17 protein-coding genes are annotated in these 14,784 nt (G+C 29.7%); 4 read left to right on the top strand and 13 right to left on the bottom strand.

Annotation, left to right across the window (positions count from 1 at the left end; translation table 11 throughout):
- Window positions 1-47 precede the first annotated feature (47 nt).
- The 8 genes from UEQ13_RS04790 to UEQ13_RS04755 form a co-directional block, all read right to left on the bottom strand.
- Window positions 48-437 (bottom strand): nuclear transport factor 2 family protein, encoded by a 390-nt coding sequence (locus tag UEQ13_RS04790; RefSeq protein WP_329805233.1) that lies wholly within the window; start codon window positions 435-437, stop codon window positions 48-50.
- Window positions 438-502: 65 nt separating this feature from the next.
- On the bottom strand, window positions 503-1,342 hold the full coding sequence (locus tag UEQ13_RS04785) for an MBL fold metallo-hydrolase (protein ID WP_329805232.1): 840 nt from the start codon (window positions 1,340-1,342) through the stop codon (window positions 503-505).
- 138 nt (window positions 1,343-1,480) lie between these two features.
- Window positions 1,481-2,062, bottom strand: coding sequence for a Crp/Fnr family transcriptional regulator (locus UEQ13_RS04780; protein WP_329805231.1), 582 nt, complete (start codon window positions 2,060-2,062; stop codon window positions 1,481-1,483).
- 131 nt (window positions 2,063-2,193) lie between these two features.
- Window positions 2,194-2,748 carry a glycosyl-4,4'-diaponeurosporenoate acyltransferase CrtO family protein gene (locus tag UEQ13_RS04775; protein ID WP_329805230.1) on the bottom strand — a complete coding sequence of 185 codons (555 nt, stop codon included), beginning with the start codon at window positions 2,746-2,748 and terminating at the stop codon, window positions 2,194-2,196.
- 11 nt (window positions 2,749-2,759) lie between these two features.
- Complete coding sequence (locus UEQ13_RS04770; RefSeq protein ID WP_329805229.1) at window positions 2,760-3,377, bottom strand: hypothetical protein; 618 nt, start codon at window positions 3,375-3,377, stop codon at window positions 2,760-2,762.
- A 40-nt stretch (window positions 3,378-3,417) separates the two neighbouring features.
- On the bottom strand, window positions 3,418-3,861 hold the full coding sequence (locus UEQ13_RS04765; protein WP_329805228.1) for a GNAT family N-acetyltransferase: 444 nt from the start codon (window positions 3,859-3,861) through the stop codon (window positions 3,418-3,420).
- Window positions 3,862-3,979: 118 nt separating this feature from the next.
- Complete coding sequence (gene ypfJ, locus UEQ13_RS04760; RefSeq protein ID WP_329805227.1) at window positions 3,980-4,843, bottom strand: KPN_02809 family neutral zinc metallopeptidase; 864 nt, start codon at window positions 4,841-4,843, stop codon at window positions 3,980-3,982.
- 31 nt (window positions 4,844-4,874) lie between these two features.
- Entirely contained in the window at window positions 4,875-5,648 is a 774-nt protein-coding gene (locus UEQ13_RS04755) for a hypothetical protein (protein WP_329805226.1), read from the bottom strand.
- Between the two features lie 144 nt (window positions 5,649-5,792).
- Between UEQ13_RS04755 and UEQ13_RS04750 the strand changes: the two genes are divergently transcribed.
- Window positions 5,793-6,008: a hypothetical protein gene (locus tag UEQ13_RS04750; protein WP_329805306.1), complete on the top strand. Its 216-nt coding sequence runs from the start codon at window positions 5,793-5,795 to the stop codon at window positions 6,006-6,008.
- 105 nt (window positions 6,009-6,113) lie between these two features.
- Here the strand turns inward: UEQ13_RS04750 and UEQ13_RS04745 are convergent, their stop codons facing one another.
- A complete protein-coding gene (locus UEQ13_RS04745) occupies window positions 6,114-8,570 on the bottom strand; it encodes an outer membrane beta-barrel family protein (RefSeq protein WP_329805225.1) in 2,457 nt (818 codons plus the stop codon).
- A 206-nt stretch (window positions 8,571-8,776) separates the two neighbouring features.
- Here UEQ13_RS04745 and UEQ13_RS04740 point away from each other — a divergent pair, with 206 nt between their 5' ends.
- A complete protein-coding gene (locus UEQ13_RS04740) occupies window positions 8,777-9,484 on the top strand; it encodes a YoaK family protein (protein WP_329805224.1) in 708 nt (235 codons plus the stop codon).
- Here UEQ13_RS04740 and arsC read toward each other — a convergent pair whose 3' ends face one another.
- On the bottom strand, window positions 9,485-9,826 hold the full coding sequence (arsC, locus tag UEQ13_RS04735; RefSeq protein ID WP_329805223.1) for an arsenate reductase (glutaredoxin): 342 nt from the start codon (window positions 9,824-9,826) through the stop codon (window positions 9,485-9,487).
- Between the two features lie 59 nt (window positions 9,827-9,885).
- On the opposite strand from arsC, the gene UEQ13_RS04730 reads away from it, so the two are divergent.
- Together UEQ13_RS04730 and UEQ13_RS04725 are read left to right on the top strand one after the other, a co-directional pair.
- Complete coding sequence (locus tag UEQ13_RS04730; protein WP_329805222.1) at window positions 9,886-10,806, top strand: CPBP family intramembrane glutamic endopeptidase; 921 nt, start codon at window positions 9,886-9,888, stop codon at window positions 10,804-10,806.
- A gap of 1 nt (window position 10,807) precedes the next feature.
- Window positions 10,808-11,839, top strand: coding sequence for an AMP-binding protein (locus tag UEQ13_RS04725; protein WP_329805221.1), 1,032 nt, complete (start codon window positions 10,808-10,810; stop codon window positions 11,837-11,839).
- A 175-nt stretch (window positions 11,840-12,014) separates the two neighbouring features.
- Here UEQ13_RS04725 and UEQ13_RS04720 read toward each other — a convergent pair whose 3' ends face one another.
- The 3 genes from UEQ13_RS04720 to UEQ13_RS04710 all read right to left on the bottom strand — a co-directional run bounded on the left by UEQ13_RS04720 (window position 12,015) and on the right by UEQ13_RS04710 (window position 14,761).
- Window positions 12,015-12,440, bottom strand: a complete 426-nt coding sequence (locus tag UEQ13_RS04720; protein ID WP_329805220.1) for a DoxX family protein — start codon at window positions 12,438-12,440, stop codon at window positions 12,015-12,017.
- Between the two features lie 62 nt (window positions 12,441-12,502).
- Window positions 12,503-14,128 (bottom strand): M1 family metallopeptidase, encoded by a 1,626-nt coding sequence (locus tag UEQ13_RS04715; RefSeq protein WP_329805219.1) that lies wholly within the window; start codon window positions 14,126-14,128, stop codon window positions 12,503-12,505.
- 186 nt (window positions 14,129-14,314) lie between these two features.
- Window positions 14,315-14,761: a DUF2059 domain-containing protein gene (locus UEQ13_RS04710; RefSeq protein WP_329805218.1), complete on the bottom strand. Its 447-nt coding sequence runs from the start codon at window positions 14,759-14,761 to the stop codon at window positions 14,315-14,317.
- Between the last annotated feature and the right edge of the window lie 23 nt (window positions 14,762-14,784).

Raw genomic sequence — 14,784 nt, 5'->3', positions numbered from 1 at the left:
TGGAGTAGGGTATTTTCTTTCCGCAGTAGCGGTTTTAGTAGCGATTTTTATTTAATGGCATTATTTACAGGTTGACTATCTACAAACTGTTCAAAACTAATAATTTTACTATTTTTCAATTTCCAGACATGAGCTACTCTGGCTTCAAATGATTTGCCCGTTTGTTTATATGTTCCGGTATAGGCGCCATAAGCAACGACTTTATCATCACTGGAAATATAATCTTCTGGAGTAAATTTATAATCCATCCATTCACTTCCTAATCTGCTAAAAACATTTTTGGTTATGTTTTCTAAACCAATATAAGTTCCTGCATATGGAAAGCCTTTGGCTTCTGTCCAAGATATATCTTCAGCAACATATTTTGCCAAATTTTCACCGTTTTCTTCCGAAGTTTTTCCTTCGTAAGTGCTTTTTATTATTTCAAGATTTGTCATTGCCTTTTTATTTAAAGAACAGCCTGACAACAGAAAAAGTAGTGTCAGGCTGTAAAAGATTGATTTTACCATTTCATTTCTCCAGTATTTACTTTTGCACCAATTTGTAGTGCTGTTTCAAAAGTAAGTGTTGGATATTTTGTTTTCAAAGCTGTAATTAAAGTTTCTGATGTTTTGTTGTTTTTCAAAGCTTCTTCGTAGAATTGAATATAGCTTTTGGTATGATTTACCGCTGCAATATCAAATGGGGAATTTGAATTGGCGTGAGCAGGAATAACGATTTCAGGGTTTAAAGCAGTAATTTTATCTAAAACTGAAATCCAGCTTTTTCGAGCTTCAGCAGTTTGTGCATCTGCCATCCAAAGATGAAAAGTTGTTCCGAAAATATTGATTCCGCCTACAACTGCTTTGATTGAAGGTATCCATAAAAAAGTTTTATTTGGGAATTCTTCTAAGCCAATAATTTCTAATTTCTGACCTTCCAAATCAATACTATTTCCTTTTAAAACTTGAGGTAAAATTACATTTGACGTAATGTTTTTGCCTAATCTTTCTCCCCAAACTTCTAATTTCTTTTGAGCCGTAGCTTTAATATGTTCTACTGTTGCAGGAGAAGCGTAAGCGGTAACTTCAGGGAAATATTTTTTAAATACTTCCAATCCAAAGTAAAAATCAGGATCGCCATGAGATACAAAAATAGTGGTTAGTTTTTTGCCACTGGCTTTAATTTCTTGTGCTACTTTTTCGGCATCTGCCAAGGTAAATTGTGTGTCAATTAAAACGGCATCTGTTTTTCTTGATACAAGAACTGATGCTACACCAAAACTGTTTTCTGATGCGTTGTAGACTTGAAGTTTTAAATCTTTTGTTTCAATTGTTTTAAAAGTTTGTGCTTGTGATTCCATGTTGAATAAAATTAAGATTGTTAAAAATACTTTTGAAATATTGTTTTTCATATTTTGAAAATTTTCTTATTAATGATACAAAGGTGCGATCATTAAGTATTCAAAAACATTGAACAAGTTCAATAAATGAAATTCAACTTATTTTTTAGTGGAAATTTTTTTTCTGATTTTACTTAAAAATTCATGGCTGATACCAAGATAAGCTGCTATTTGAAGATTGGTAAGTCGTTGGTAAAGTTCTGGATATTTTTCGATAAATTCTGAGTAGCGTTGGTCGGCTGTTTTACTTAAATTATCAATCATTCTGCGTTGTAAAGCGATATGTGTTTTTTGAGTCATTACCCTAAATAGTTTTTCTATTTTTGAAATATTAGTATAGGCAAACTCTTTGTCTTGTTTTGAAATTAGCAGCACTTCACTGTCTTCCAAAGCTTCAATGTATAGATGTGACGGTTTTTCGTTGGTAAAACTATCTATATCAGTAATCCACCAATTTTCCATAGCGAAATAAAGCACTTGTTCCAAGCCGTTATTGTTGATATGATACACTCGAAAAAGTCCTTTGACTACAATACCTTCAAATTTGCAAATTTCTCCTTCCCGTAATAAAAAGTTTTTCTTTTGGATTGTTTTGCTTTGAAATAAACTACAAAAGTCTGTTAATTCTTTGTCTGAAAGAGAGATGTGTTTGGTAATGTTTTGTTTTAAAAATTCTATCATATTGTAGGGGCTTTAAATCGTCACTAACGTTCCTCTTCACTTTATGGTGGTTATGTAAATTTATGACAAAAGATGGCAAGCACAAGAAAAAAACATATAAAATTTGAGATAGTAATGAGTTTTCTTTTTGTTTAAGAAACTCTTCTTTCTTCTCTGTATTTACTTAAAATGATGGCTCTTTGTAATCTTGGTCTGTTGTAGCGTTGCAATAAAACAGGATAAACATTCAATAGAATATTTAAAATTACTAATGATAGAGATTCTTTAATTCCGAAAGTAATCGCCACATAAATAGTGAAGGCTAAAACAATGAAAAAGATGATGATATGGCCTAATTCTGATTGTTTGGTGCGGTATTCTAAATGAACTAACGCTTGTAAATTCTTTTCAACCGGATTGGCTTTTTTATTTAGTTTTTCCCAACCAATTATAACCAATAATTTTCTAAACCAATTGATACCAAAAGCTTCGTATATTTTTCCTTTCTTTTCCCAAGTTTTTTCTAAATAATACGCTGATTTAAATTCTGATTTTAGGGTTTCTGTAAAAAAGAAAACACACATCATTAATACAAAATTCAATATCCAAGCAAATAGAAATCCAAGCATTCCAACTTTGTAAACGAGTCCGTAAACTAATAAAATGGTGATAATTACAGTAAGAGATAGTAGAATATATTTGCGCATTTTTTGATGTTTTAGGAATAAACGTCGAGTATAATTTGTATTTTTCCACTTTCTGATTTATAGACTTCGATTGAACTCAAGTCTAAATCTTCAATATCATGACCCCAAATTCCGTAGTTGCCATTCGTTTCATTTCTGTTCATGATTCCTTCTCTTTTATCAGAAGGAATAGTTTTTATTGTGGCAGTAGTTTCTTCTACAGTGAATATTTCATGATATTTTTTACTAATTTCAAGAATCAATTCTTTTTTTGTAAACCCATTTTTTGAGTTTGTTAAAACTAAGCTTGTAGGTTTATTTAAAGGATAGTCAATAATTATGGTAATTTCTGAATATGGAATAACTATTTCATCGGAATCTATTAGTCTGTCCATTTCACTTTCAGGATTTTCGATACTAATCCAAGGAATAATTCCATCTTCAAAATCCTCTAATTCATCTTCAGATGCTTGAACTCCAAATTCGATTGTTGCTATTAAAGTACCGAGATTATTTTGTTTTTTATTTACTGCTTCAGATTCTTTTTTAGATAAAACAGCATCATAATTTTCTTTTGAATTGAAAAATGGTAAATGTTTACAACTTATCAAAGAAAAACAAGTTAGAAAAATAATTAAAATTGTTTTCATTCAGTATCGTTTTTTAATGGATTATGATGTTTTGGAATTACTAACTATTTGAGATACTTTCCCATTCTTTTTTTGACATTTCGAATTTCACTTCATTTCCGTACATGCCGTTTTTTGTCCAGCCGGATTTGGTGTAAAATTTTTCTGCTCTTGTATTAGGAGAAGTTCCTAACCAAACCTGTTCTTTACCTGTAGAAAAATACCAATCTAGCATTATTTTATGAAGTTGGGTTCCAATGCCTTTGCCTTCAAATTCTGGATCTAAAAACAATGCCCAGATGTTATTTTCTTTTAAGTCGGCAATAGCAAAACCCACAATTTGATTGTCAATTTCGCAAACCCAACCTTTTCCTCGTTCAAACATAAATTCTTCACAATCTTTATCTGTAACCAAATCTGGATTGGATAACATATTTTCCTTTACAGTATTTCTAACAATTTGTATTTGTTTTATATCTTCAATTTTTGCTTCTCTGAATGTCATGTTTTTATTTTTGCAAGGATTACAAATCCACGTTATCGAGTATTATTCTATTACAAAAAAGCGCATAAACTTCTCTATTAAGATGAATATGCGCTATTTTATTATTTAACATTTCTTTTTACAATTCTTCAGCGAATGTATCGTGTTGTTTGAAATCACCCGATTGAAAACCTTTGGTAAACCATTTTTTTCGTTGTGCTGACGTTCCATGTGTGAATTTTTCTGGTTGTACGTGACCTTGCATTTTAGATTGAATGGCATCATCACCTACAGCGTGAGCGGCATCAATAGCTTCTTCTAAATCGCCCACTTCAATTCGGTCTTGGTTGTATTTTGCCCATAAACCGGCATAAAAATCGGCTTGTAATTCTTGACAAACAGATAATTTATTGGCATCTTCTTCACTTTTGTTTTGTTGTGCTTGACGCACTTTTGCCGACGTTCCTAAAACTGTTTGTACGTGGTGACCGACTTCGTGTGCGATTACGTAAGCTATGGCAAAATCGCCACCTTTTGCACCAAAACGAGTTTTTAATTCTTCAAAAAAGTCTAAATCCATATACACTTTATTATCTGCTGGACAATAAAATGGTCCAGAAGCTGAAGTTGCGCTTCCGCATGCAGTTTCTACACTTCCAGAAAACAATCTCATTTTTGGTAAAGGAAATTCACCTAAACCTTCTTCTTTAAAAATTTTAGTCCAGGTGTCTTCATTCATGGCAAACATTGTTTTTGCAAAATCGCCAATTTCTTGTTGTTCTGGAGTTAAATTTTGTTCACCTTCAACAGTAGTTTCTTGCTGTGCAGGTTGCATTTGATTGATTACATTTCCAATTTGCTGCCCTTGTTCGCCACCAAAAGTCATCAATAAAAAGGCAATAATCCCAATTAATCCCCCACCGCCTAAAACGGCTTTTCCTGTTCCGCTCATGCCACGTGTATCTTCTACGTTGTCACTTTTTCTATAATCTCTCCATTTCATAATGTGAAAATTTTAATTTATACTATATATTTTATTCTTGACCAATTTCATCAAAAGCATTTTTGTTTTCAATTGGAATTATTTCATTGTATAACGTGTAATTCATCGTATAGAAATATCCAATAGTAAAGAAAATTCCAATACAAATAGCAAATATTCCTAACATTGCGATTATTAGTGCAAATAGAATACTTAATATTATGGTGAAAGGATGTTTTACAGCTATTTTTGAACTGTTTGCCATGGCATCAGTTGCATTTTGATTTTCGAAAATAATTAACGGAATGGTAAAAATAAATAGAAGTGAAATAAAGGCTTGCATGATACTTCCCACAAGAGGTAAGTTTAAATATATTAAAAGTAAACCAATAATGTTTGAATAAAGTGTTGCTAAGATAGAACTTAATGCAATTGGTTGAAAATAGGGGCTTTTGTAATAATCGAATAAATTATTTATACCAAATTCTTTATTAAGTTTGGCTAAGTGGTTAATTTTATAGAAACCAGCCATAACTGGCGCCATAAGAGCCGCTAAAACAATTCCAATTAATGCGTTCATTACTAAATAGGTGAAATCTGATTCTAAAGTTTGACTTTTTTGTACAAAATCTTCCATTGATGAAATTCCCATGTAGGTAAAAATGGCGAAAAAGGTGATAGGAAGGGCTAATAAAAGCATTAAAATTATTCCAACTCCAGAAACCCAGATGGTTTTTTTGAAAGTTGTAAAACTTTCATCAATAATTCTACCAATGTCTGGTGAGTTGTTTTGTCTGAATTTAGTTTCGAAATTTGAGTTCATCATTTTAGAATATGTTAAATTCAAATTTAGTTTTTTAAAATTAAATAGCAAATGGAAATGTTAATTATCTTGTTTTTCTTTTAGTTTGTGGTTTTGAACAAAAGAATTTTACTTAAATAAAATATATTATTTGTTAAAAATAAATTTATGATTTATCTTTGGACAGAATTCACAAATAAAATTCCGGAAAACATGTTTGAATTTCAACAGTATTTAGGCTTTATACTTTTCTTAACCATTTTAACTATAGGTTTTTGGTTAATGTTTTTTCTTGTAGGATTTGTTCAATATTGGATTGGCGGATCATTAATAGAATTGTACAAAGAAAAGAAAGCAAAAAGATTAGCTGAACAAGAAAAGTAATTTTCTTAGCTTAATAAAAAATCCCGATTCGTACGAATCGGGATTTTTTTATGACCTTTAAAAAAAAACTCCTTCATGAAAGAAGGAGTTAGTTAGGATTATTTTTTAAAATTCACCACCATTTTCTTGATCTTGAGACTTTGGTTTTGGTTCTTTATCACTTTTTTGTTTATTAAAACGATAGGTAAATGATAAAGTAATTTGTCTTTTTCTCCATTGCATTTCTGAATCTGAATCAATTTTTCCTGGAATATAAGTTTCAGATCTTCTAATTCTTGAATTAAAAACATCATTCACATTTAAAGCCACTGTAGCTTTATCTTTAAGTACATCTTTACTAAATCCTAAATTCATACCAAACATTCCTTTTGTGCTACCTTGAGCGTTATTTTGAGGCCCATTATACGTAACATTTGTTTGCCAATCAATTTTTGATGGTAAGGTAATTTTTGAATTTATTCGAGCAAACCAACTTGAAGCAATATTATCAAAGTTTTGTGATTCTTGAATTAAATTATTAGAAATATCATAATAAGAATAATTAAAATTACCTTTAGTTTGTACTCTGAATAAATTGAAATTACTGTTTAATTTCCACCATTTATAAGGTGTGTAATTTAAAGTAAATTCGAAACCTGTTCTGTTTTCTTCTCCAATATTTACAAAACTTGAAGTAGTTATTGGTACACCATCAGGATTTAAGCCTTGAACAAAACGCACCATTTGGAAAGAGTTTTTCGTATAATTATAATAAACAGAAGAACTTAATGTAAATTTCCCCAATTTAGTTAGAAAACCTAAATCAACTGCATCTGTTAATGTTGGATTTAAATCAGGATTTCCTTTAAAGATATTAATATTACTTGAATAGGTGCTAAAAGGATTTAATTGTCTTCCTCTTGGTCTGTTAATTCTTTTACTATAATTTAATGATAAATTGGTGTTATCTGTTAATTCATAAGTAAAGAAGGCACTCGGGAAGAAGTTGTTGTATTTTTTGTTTTTATAAATTGAGCTCGTAATTTGATTTACATCTATATCTGAATCTTCGAAACGTAAACCATAAAGCATACTTAATTTGCTGAATTTCATACCAAATTGAGAGTAGAAAGCATTTACTTTTTCTGTATATTCTAACACATTTGTAAAGTCATAGTTCACTACACCATTATTTAATACGGCATAATCAGTACTCATATTTACAAAATTTCCACGGTATCCAGCTTCAAATTGATATTTAGTTCCAATTGGTAAAACATAATCTGCTTGAATTAAGTTTCTATTTTGCTTTTGATTGTTTTTAGTTAAGTCTGTATTAGTTGTAGAACTTAATGTAGAATTATCTAAAATAGTAGAGTTGCTATAGTTTTTACTGTCTGAAAAAGAAGCATCCACTGTTAATTTATGACCTGTTTTTTTGAAGTTCTTAACTAAATTTGAGTTATACTCTATATTTTCTTCTTTTTGATCTTCAAGGTTTAAACGATTTCTATAAAACGTAAAATTTCTATTGCTATCATAATTGTTAAAATTAACATCTTCTTCGTTATCACCTGAGTTCTTTCTATAGTTTACACTATTTGTCCATGTTGTAGATTTATCTAAATACCAATCGAATCCAAATCCACCATTATAACCTTTATTAATTCTAGAGTTTTCTCTATGTTCTTCAATAAAACTATTTGTGGAGTTATCTGCGTTTAAATATCTTGTATTTACTTTAGTAAATCCAGGATTACTTCTGTAGTTATAACCTTGAGTTGTAAATAAATTAAATTGATTAGTTTTATAATTTAATGTACCATTAACTCCATGATTATCAGGATTTCCTGTAGTTGCCATTAAGGTTCCGTTAACGCCATTGTTTTTTCCTTTTTTCAAAACAATATTCAAGATTCCAGCACCACCTTCAGCATCGTAACGTGCAGAAGGATTGGTAATAACTTCTACTTTATCAACCGCATCTGCAGGTAACATTTTTAAAGCATCGTTTATACTAATTGCATTAGAAGGCTTTCCGTCAATTAAAACTTTAACATTTTCATTTCCTCTTAAGCTAATTGTACCTTCTGGATCTACGGTAACACTCGGAATGTTGCCTAAAACATCACTTACCGTTCCGCCTTTTACCATTAAATCCTGACCAACATTGTAAACTTTTTTGTCTAATTTAATGTCAACTGTAGTTTTTTCGCTACGAATCACAACAGTTTCAATTTGGCTGGATTCCGTTTCGAATAGAATGTTACCTAAATTCGTATCTACAGAAATGTTTTGGTTTAATTTTTCTTGAGTTTTATAACCTGGAAATTCAAACTTGATGTCGTAATTTCCGTTATTTAATTCGATGTTAAAATTTCCATTAGCATCAGCAGTTCCACCATTAACAACTTTTTTGGTGTCTGACTTTGAAACTGTAATAATTGTGAATTCGACAGGTACTGAAGTTTCTTTGTCGATAATTTTACCTGTTAGATTTACTTTTTTTAAGGAAACTTGTGAAAAAGCAGTTGTACTAACTACTAATAAAGTTAAAAATAGAATAGTTTTTTTGAATAACATAGTGTATAATATTTTGCAGCACAAATGTACAGTTAGACATAACAAATAATTATTAAAACTATGTTAAATGATTTTATAAAATTTTCTTTACAAATTGTGAGTTGTAGTTTTAAAATAGATCTAAAATTCCTGAAAAAAATGATTTATTAGTAGTGGAATAATTTACACTATCTTTAAGTATTATTTAAGTAAATAAAAGAAAATAAATGTTCAGACATAAAGGAAAAACCAGAAATTTAAAACACAACATTGGAATAGCTTCTTTGTTGTCTTTTGTGGCTGGAATTGTTAATGTTGTTGGTTTTTTAGCGGTTCAGAAATTAACTACTAACGTTACTGGACATTTTGCATTTATGGTTGATGCAGCTTTTTCATTTCATTTTAATCAAGCACTTTTTTATTTTATTTATATTTTCTTCTTTTTATTTGGTGCTTTTTTTTCCAATTTTATTATTGAAATCACTCAAAAAGTCACTGATAAAAATATTTTTGTAATTCCCGTTTTCATTGAAGCAATACTTTTATTAATTATTGCTTTATTGAATTTTAACTATATTGTTGAACATCCAAATTTAATTGCTTGTTGTTTGCTATTTTCGATGGGATTGCAAAATTCTTTGGTGACAACTATTTCCAATTCAGTGGTAAGAACAACACATTTAACGGGATTATTCACGGATTTAGGAATTGAAATATCTCAGTTATTTTTTTATAAAACAGAAGAACAACGCTTAAAGCTTTTTTCTTCAATTAAGTTAAGAATAACGATTATAACCACATTTTTTATAGGTGGAATTTTAGCTGGATTATTTTTTTTATCCTATAAAATGAAAACCTTATTGATAGCTTCTCTGATACTTATAATTGGCTTAATTGTAGATTATATTAACGTTAAACTTGACGAAACGAAATAATTATAAAACTTTATTAATCAATTCCGTTGGTCTGGCAACTACAGCTTTTTCACCATTGATAACAATTGGTCGTTCTATTAATTTAGGAAATTGAATCATAGCTTCAATAATTTCTTTATCCGATAAGGTTTTTCCTTTGAAGTTTTCTGTCCAATCTTTTTCCTTAATTCGCACCAATTCAATCGGTTTGATATTTAGTTTTTTTATGATGGCTTCTAATTCCTTATAAGAAGGAACGTTATCTAAATAATTGATCACTTCAAAAGGTTGCTTTAAGTTTTCTAAAAAACAAATTCCTTCTCTCGATTTAGAACATCGGTTATTATGATAAATGGTTAACATAAAATATTTTTTTTGCAAAGGTAATAATTGTATTTTAGTGCACTTTAAAAAATCAAAAAATGTATATAGAACAATTACAGAAATTCAAGATTAATTTATGGACGTATTTAGTTATTCCAGTTCTTTTTTTAAGCTTAATGGTTTATAATTATATTTCTACAAAAGGCTTAGATACTGCTGCTATGATGAAAGATATGATTAAATTGATTGGTGTAAATGGTACATTTGTGGCATTGGTTGGTCCACTTTCTTTAATGTTGATAGTGGTTTTCTTTTACAATAAATTTATTCAAAATAATACGATTCGAATTTTAACGACTTCCCGACCAAAAATAGATTGGAAACGAGTATTTTTCTCTTTTGGACTTTGGAGTTTGATTACAATTATTACTACAGTTGTGAGTTATTACAATACTCCAGAAGATTTTGTACTTAATTTCAAACCAAAAGAATTTGCTGTTTTTGTCATTTTAGCCGTGCTTTTTATTCCTTTACAAACCAGTTTTGAAGAATATTTGTTTCGTGCACATATGATGCAAGGTTTAGGTTTGGCCACAAAAACAAGGTGGATTCCGTTAGTTGTGACTTCATTTTTATTTGGAATTATGCATATTGCGAATCCAGAAGTAGAAAAATTAGGAATGGTAATTATGTTCTATTACATTGGAACGGGTTTGTTTTTAGGAATTTTGACATTAATGGATGAAGGTTTAGAATTAGCTTTAGGATTTCACGCGGCTAATAATTTAGTTGGTGCTTTGTTAATCACATCAGATTGGTCGGCTTTTCAAACACATTCTATTTTAAAAGATGTTTCTGAACCCAATGCGAACATTCAAATTTTTATTCCGATTTTGGTGATTTTCCCAATTCTGTTATGCATTTTCGCTATAAAATACAAATGGAGCAATTGGAAAGAAAAACTATTCGGAACTATAAAACCAATTGAAGCGGAAGAATTTGAAACGATTGGAAAGTAATATGAATCAGATTATTCATCCCGATTTTAAATTAAATGGAAAGAGTTTTTCCTATATCGAACTTTTAGCAGAAGCTTTGTATTTAAAAGAAAACGGACAATTATTTGAAAAAAATATTGGCAAATTTCTTTTAGAATGGCTTAATAACGAATCGTTTGTTTTGGTGCACACTTCGGGTTCAACTGGAAAACCGAAACAAATAGTATTGCAAAAAGAAGCGATGATTGCTTCGGCGAAAGCCACAGGAACATTTTTTAATTTACAACCAAAAAATACTGCTTTATTGTGTTTGTCGGCAGATTATATTGCTGGTAAAATGATGTTGGTTCGAGCTATAACTTTAGGATTACATTTAGATGCTGTTGAACCAAATAGCTATCCACTAGAAAATATTAAGTACGATTTTGCAGCAATGGTTCCGATGCAAGTTGCGAATTCTTTAGAAAAACTTCATTTGGTTGAAACCTTGCTTATCGGTGGTACAAAAGTAAGCTATCAATTGGCGGAAAGTATTTTAAAAGCTAATTGTAAAGCTTTTGAATCGTATGGTATGACAGAAACCATTTCGCACATTGCTATAAAACCAATAGGAGAAAAGGAGTTTACGGTTTTGCCGAATGTAAACATTTCCTTAGATGAAAGAAATTGTTTGGTGATTGAAGCTTTAGAATTAGCATCAGATAAAATTATCACGAATGATATTGTAGAAATTTTAAATGAAACCCAATTTATATTAAAAGGAAGAATTGATAATGTAATTAATTCTGGTGGTGTGAAAATTTTCCCTGAAGAAGTAGAGGAGAAGTTAGCCAAATTTATTTCTGTTCGATTTTTTATTGCAAGTTTACCTGATGAGAAATTAGGAGAAAAAGTAATCTTAGTTGTAGAAGGGAATCCTTTTAAAATCGAAAATACACTATTTTCAAACTTATCAAAATATCAAAATCCTAAGGAAATCGTATTTATAGAAAATTTTGTGGAAACGGAAACAAATAAAATAAATAGAAAGAAAACCCTTGAGAATAGGGCATAAAAAAAGTGTCACACTAATAAAAAATCTTGTTTTGTAATTAAATTCTTCTTTTGCAGATTTTTTTCCAGTATGACACTAATAAATACTTTATAACTAATTAATAGTTTAAGTTGATTCGAAAAGTATAGTAAATGTATAAATTAATTATTAAATACACAAACTTTTCGTTAATTTTTTAATGTTCCATTTTAAAATTGTAATCTAATGAGTGTTTTCCGCTTCCATAAAAGGAGAAAAAGACACATAATAAAAGGGCAACACTTGATTGTATGAAGTTCGAAAGAACAAATTCTCCGAAAAAATTAATTAGTAAGGCACATAAAATAATTGGCAATTGAAACCAAATGGACCATCGGGTAAAGAAGCCAAGTATAATCATGAACCCACCAATCATATGAGCCGTAGCTACGTAATGAATAATCATCATTTCGCTTCCATAACCTCTAAACGCGCTTAAAATTTCGCTTAGATACTGCTTGTTGGTAATAAAGGTGGCGCCTTTAATAAATAAAAACACACCTAATGCAATTCTGACAAAATCTAATGGGTAAGACGTGTGTGCGTTTGCCCATTTGTTCAAATGTTTAATAGTAGTAGCCATAGATAATTGATTTAAAATTACAATCTAAGTTACTAAAAATTAATTGATTACGATTTATTTTTTTATTTTTTTTCTACTTTAATAAAAAATTGGTTGGTTTTAACTTCGATGTTTTCCAATTCAATTTTCTTATCAATTTTCATTACTTGTTTCGAATTTGTGGGTTGTAAACGGATTGTTTTTTCATTAACCACAATATCTACAGGCATTTTGAAATCTGAATTTACATTTAGCCATTCGTAACTTAATTTGCTTCCTGATTTAGATAAAACCAGTTTTGGGATTTTTGTAGTGGTTAAATACTGATTAAAAACAGAAGTTAAATCGATACCACTTTCTTTGTTAAAGTATTCGATTACTGTTTTTGTGTCAATGATTTGTTTTTTATAGGTTTCTGAATAATTATATAATAATTTCCACCATTTTACATCATCATTAATAATGTGACGGATTGTATTTAGCATTAATGCGCCTTTATAATACATATCGCCGCTCCCTTCTTTGTTTACGCCAAATTGCGCAATAATTGGTCGATCGTTTCTAACACTTCTAGATTGTCCGTTTACGTATTTTATTGCTTCATCATAACCTTTCACACATTCGATAAAAACGGTTTCAGTATACGTTGTAAAACTTTCGTGAATCCACATATCGGCAATATCTTTACTGGTAATACTATTCCCAAACCATTCGTGACCTGTTTCGTGAATCGTAATATAATCGAAAAACATACCAGCGCCAGTTCCAGATAAATCAGCACCTAAATATCCTTTTTTGTACTTATTTCCGTAAGCTACAGCACTTTGATGTTCCATACCTAAATATGGAGTTTCAACTAATTTATAACCATCTTCGTGAAATGGATATTTTCCAAATTTCGATTGAAAGCAATTCATCATCGGTTTTACATCATTGTCAAAATGTTTTCTGGCAGTTTCTTCATTATAACGTAATACATAATAATCTAAATCTAATCCTTCATGATTGTCGTGAATATGCACATAATCGGCAATATTTACAGTAATATCATAATTGTTGATTGGATTTTTCACTTCCCAATCCCAACGCGTATAACCATCTTTTAAATCGGTTGAACCTAAAAATCTTCCGTTAGACACATTCATTAAACCGTTTGGAACAGCTACCTTTATACTGGCTCCATTATCAGGTTCATCGGTTTGAGAATCTTTACACGGATACCATAAACTTGCGCCAGTTCCTTGTACGGCAACACCAATCCATGGATTTTGTTTTTTGTCTTTTGTAAATACGAAACCACCATCCCAAGGTGCATTTTTAGCAATAATTGGATTTCCAGAATAATTGAAGGTAATGGTTTGAGTGGTTCCTTTTTTTAATTCTTCGGGAAACTCAATGAAAACTGCACCAAAATCTCTTTTATAATCTAATTTTTTGTTCTTCCAAACGATAGATTCAATTTTCATGTTTTCAAACAAATCCACTTGAATTTTAGAGGTGTTATCATCCACTTTAAAAATGATTTCGTTGTATCCAACAATTGATTTTTCATTAGGATTAATTTTGATATCTAAGTTATATTGCAATACATCATAACACGTGCGTTCTTCACGTAAACCACCTTGTAAAGAATCTTTACGAGAAAAATTTTGCGCATCAATTTGATTGAAACCCAAAAGAACTAGGGAAAATATTAGTGTTTTTTTCATTTTAAAAATATTTAAAGTACAAGTCTCTTAAAAAGAATTTCCAAATTAAAATTATAATTAATAGAAAAAAAGAAAAAGCTCTCGGATGTGAAAGCCATTCGAATTTATTTGGTTTGTTTTCTGTTTTCATAAAAAAAAATCTACTAATAAGTAGTAGATTTTTCTATTTTGTTACGTTTGTAAAATTTATTCTTCAATCAATCCTTTTTCTTTAAGTTTTTTAATTACTTTGTCACCTATTGATCTTCCCCAAATTTGTCCAACAGTCATTGATTCTTGTGCTATTGAAGGTAAAGATGCTGTCATTTTTTTTCCAACAGGAGTATTATAGAATGCTATTAATTCATCAATTTCATTTTCTGTGAAATATTTATCATAAATTGGAGTTATTAAATTAACAATATCCTCTGCTTTGACTTCCTTTTTAAATTCATTCCAAAATTCATCAGTTACTTGCGGCATTGATTTTTTGAAAGAACCAATCATAGTATCTAGCATTGAAATTCCTAAATTGGCTGAACCAGTTAGGTTCATTAAATTTTTGATTTTTTCGTTTTTAGAAGCAATATTATCTTGCGAATAAGAGAAAATGGTAAAGATTATTAATATAATTGTGATGAAGTTTTTTTTCATTATTATTAAAATTAATTATTTTT

Source organism: Flavobacterium facile (assembly GCF_036321945.1).
GTDB classification, from domain to species: Bacteria; Bacteroidota; Bacteroidia; order Flavobacteriales; family Flavobacteriaceae; genus Flavobacterium; species Flavobacterium facile.
This window is presented reverse-complemented; position numbering and strand designations above follow the sequence as displayed.

What these genes read in the sequence shown, in the direction of transcription:
- UEQ13_RS04725 (WP_329805221.1), top strand. Translation starts at nt 10,808, where the DNA reads ATGAATCAGATTATTCATCCCGATTTTAAATTAAATGGAAAGAGTTTT.
- UEQ13_RS04745 (WP_329805225.1), bottom strand. Translation starts at nt 8,570, where the DNA reads ATGTTATTCAAAAAAACTATTCTATTTTTAACTTTATTAGTAGTTAGT.
- UEQ13_RS04785 (WP_329805232.1), bottom strand. Translation starts at nt 1,342, where the DNA reads ATGGAATCACAAGCACAAACTTTTAAAACAATTGAAACAAAAGATTTA.
- UEQ13_RS04740 (WP_329805224.1), top strand. Translation starts at nt 8,777, where the DNA reads ATGTTCAGACATAAAGGAAAAACCAGAAATTTAAAACACAACATTGGA.
- UEQ13_RS04765 (WP_329805228.1), bottom strand. Translation starts at nt 3,861, where the DNA reads ATGACATTCAGAGAAGCAAAAATTGAAGATATAAAACAAATACAAATT.
- UEQ13_RS04750 (WP_329805306.1), top strand. Translation starts at nt 5,793, where the DNA reads ATGATTTATCTTTGGACAGAATTCACAAATAAAATTCCGGAAAACATG.
- UEQ13_RS04710 (WP_329805218.1), bottom strand. Translation starts at nt 14,761, where the DNA reads ATGAAAAAAAACTTCATCACAATTATATTAATAATCTTTACCATTTTC.
- UEQ13_RS04715 (WP_329805219.1), bottom strand. Translation starts at nt 14,128, where the DNA reads ATGAAAAAAACACTAATATTTTCCCTAGTTCTTTTGGGTTTCAATCAA.
- UEQ13_RS04780 (WP_329805231.1), bottom strand. Translation starts at nt 2,062, where the DNA reads ATGATAGAATTTTTAAAACAAAACATTACCAAACACATCTCTCTTTCA.
- UEQ13_RS04720 (WP_329805220.1), bottom strand. Translation starts at nt 12,440, where the DNA reads ATGGCTACTACTATTAAACATTTGAACAAATGGGCAAACGCACACACG.
- UEQ13_RS04755 (WP_329805226.1), bottom strand. Translation starts at nt 5,648, where the DNA reads ATGATGAACTCAAATTTCGAAACTAAATTCAGACAAAACAACTCACCA.
- UEQ13_RS04775 (WP_329805230.1), bottom strand. Translation starts at nt 2,748, where the DNA reads ATGCGCAAATATATTCTACTATCTCTTACTGTAATTATCACCATTTTA.
- ypfJ (WP_329805227.1), bottom strand. Translation starts at nt 4,843, where the DNA reads ATGAAATGGAGAGATTATAGAAAAAGTGACAACGTAGAAGATACACGT.
- UEQ13_RS04730 (WP_329805222.1), top strand. Translation starts at nt 9,886, where the DNA reads ATGTATATAGAACAATTACAGAAATTCAAGATTAATTTATGGACGTAT.
- UEQ13_RS04770 (WP_329805229.1), bottom strand. Translation starts at nt 3,377, where the DNA reads ATGAAAACAATTTTAATTATTTTTCTAACTTGTTTTTCTTTGATAAGT.
- arsC (WP_329805223.1), bottom strand. Translation starts at nt 9,826, where the DNA reads ATGTTAACCATTTATCATAATAACCGATGTTCTAAATCGAGAGAAGGA.
- UEQ13_RS04790 (WP_329805233.1), bottom strand. Translation starts at nt 437, where the DNA reads ATGACAAATCTTGAAATAATAAAAAGCACTTACGAAGGAAAAACTTCG.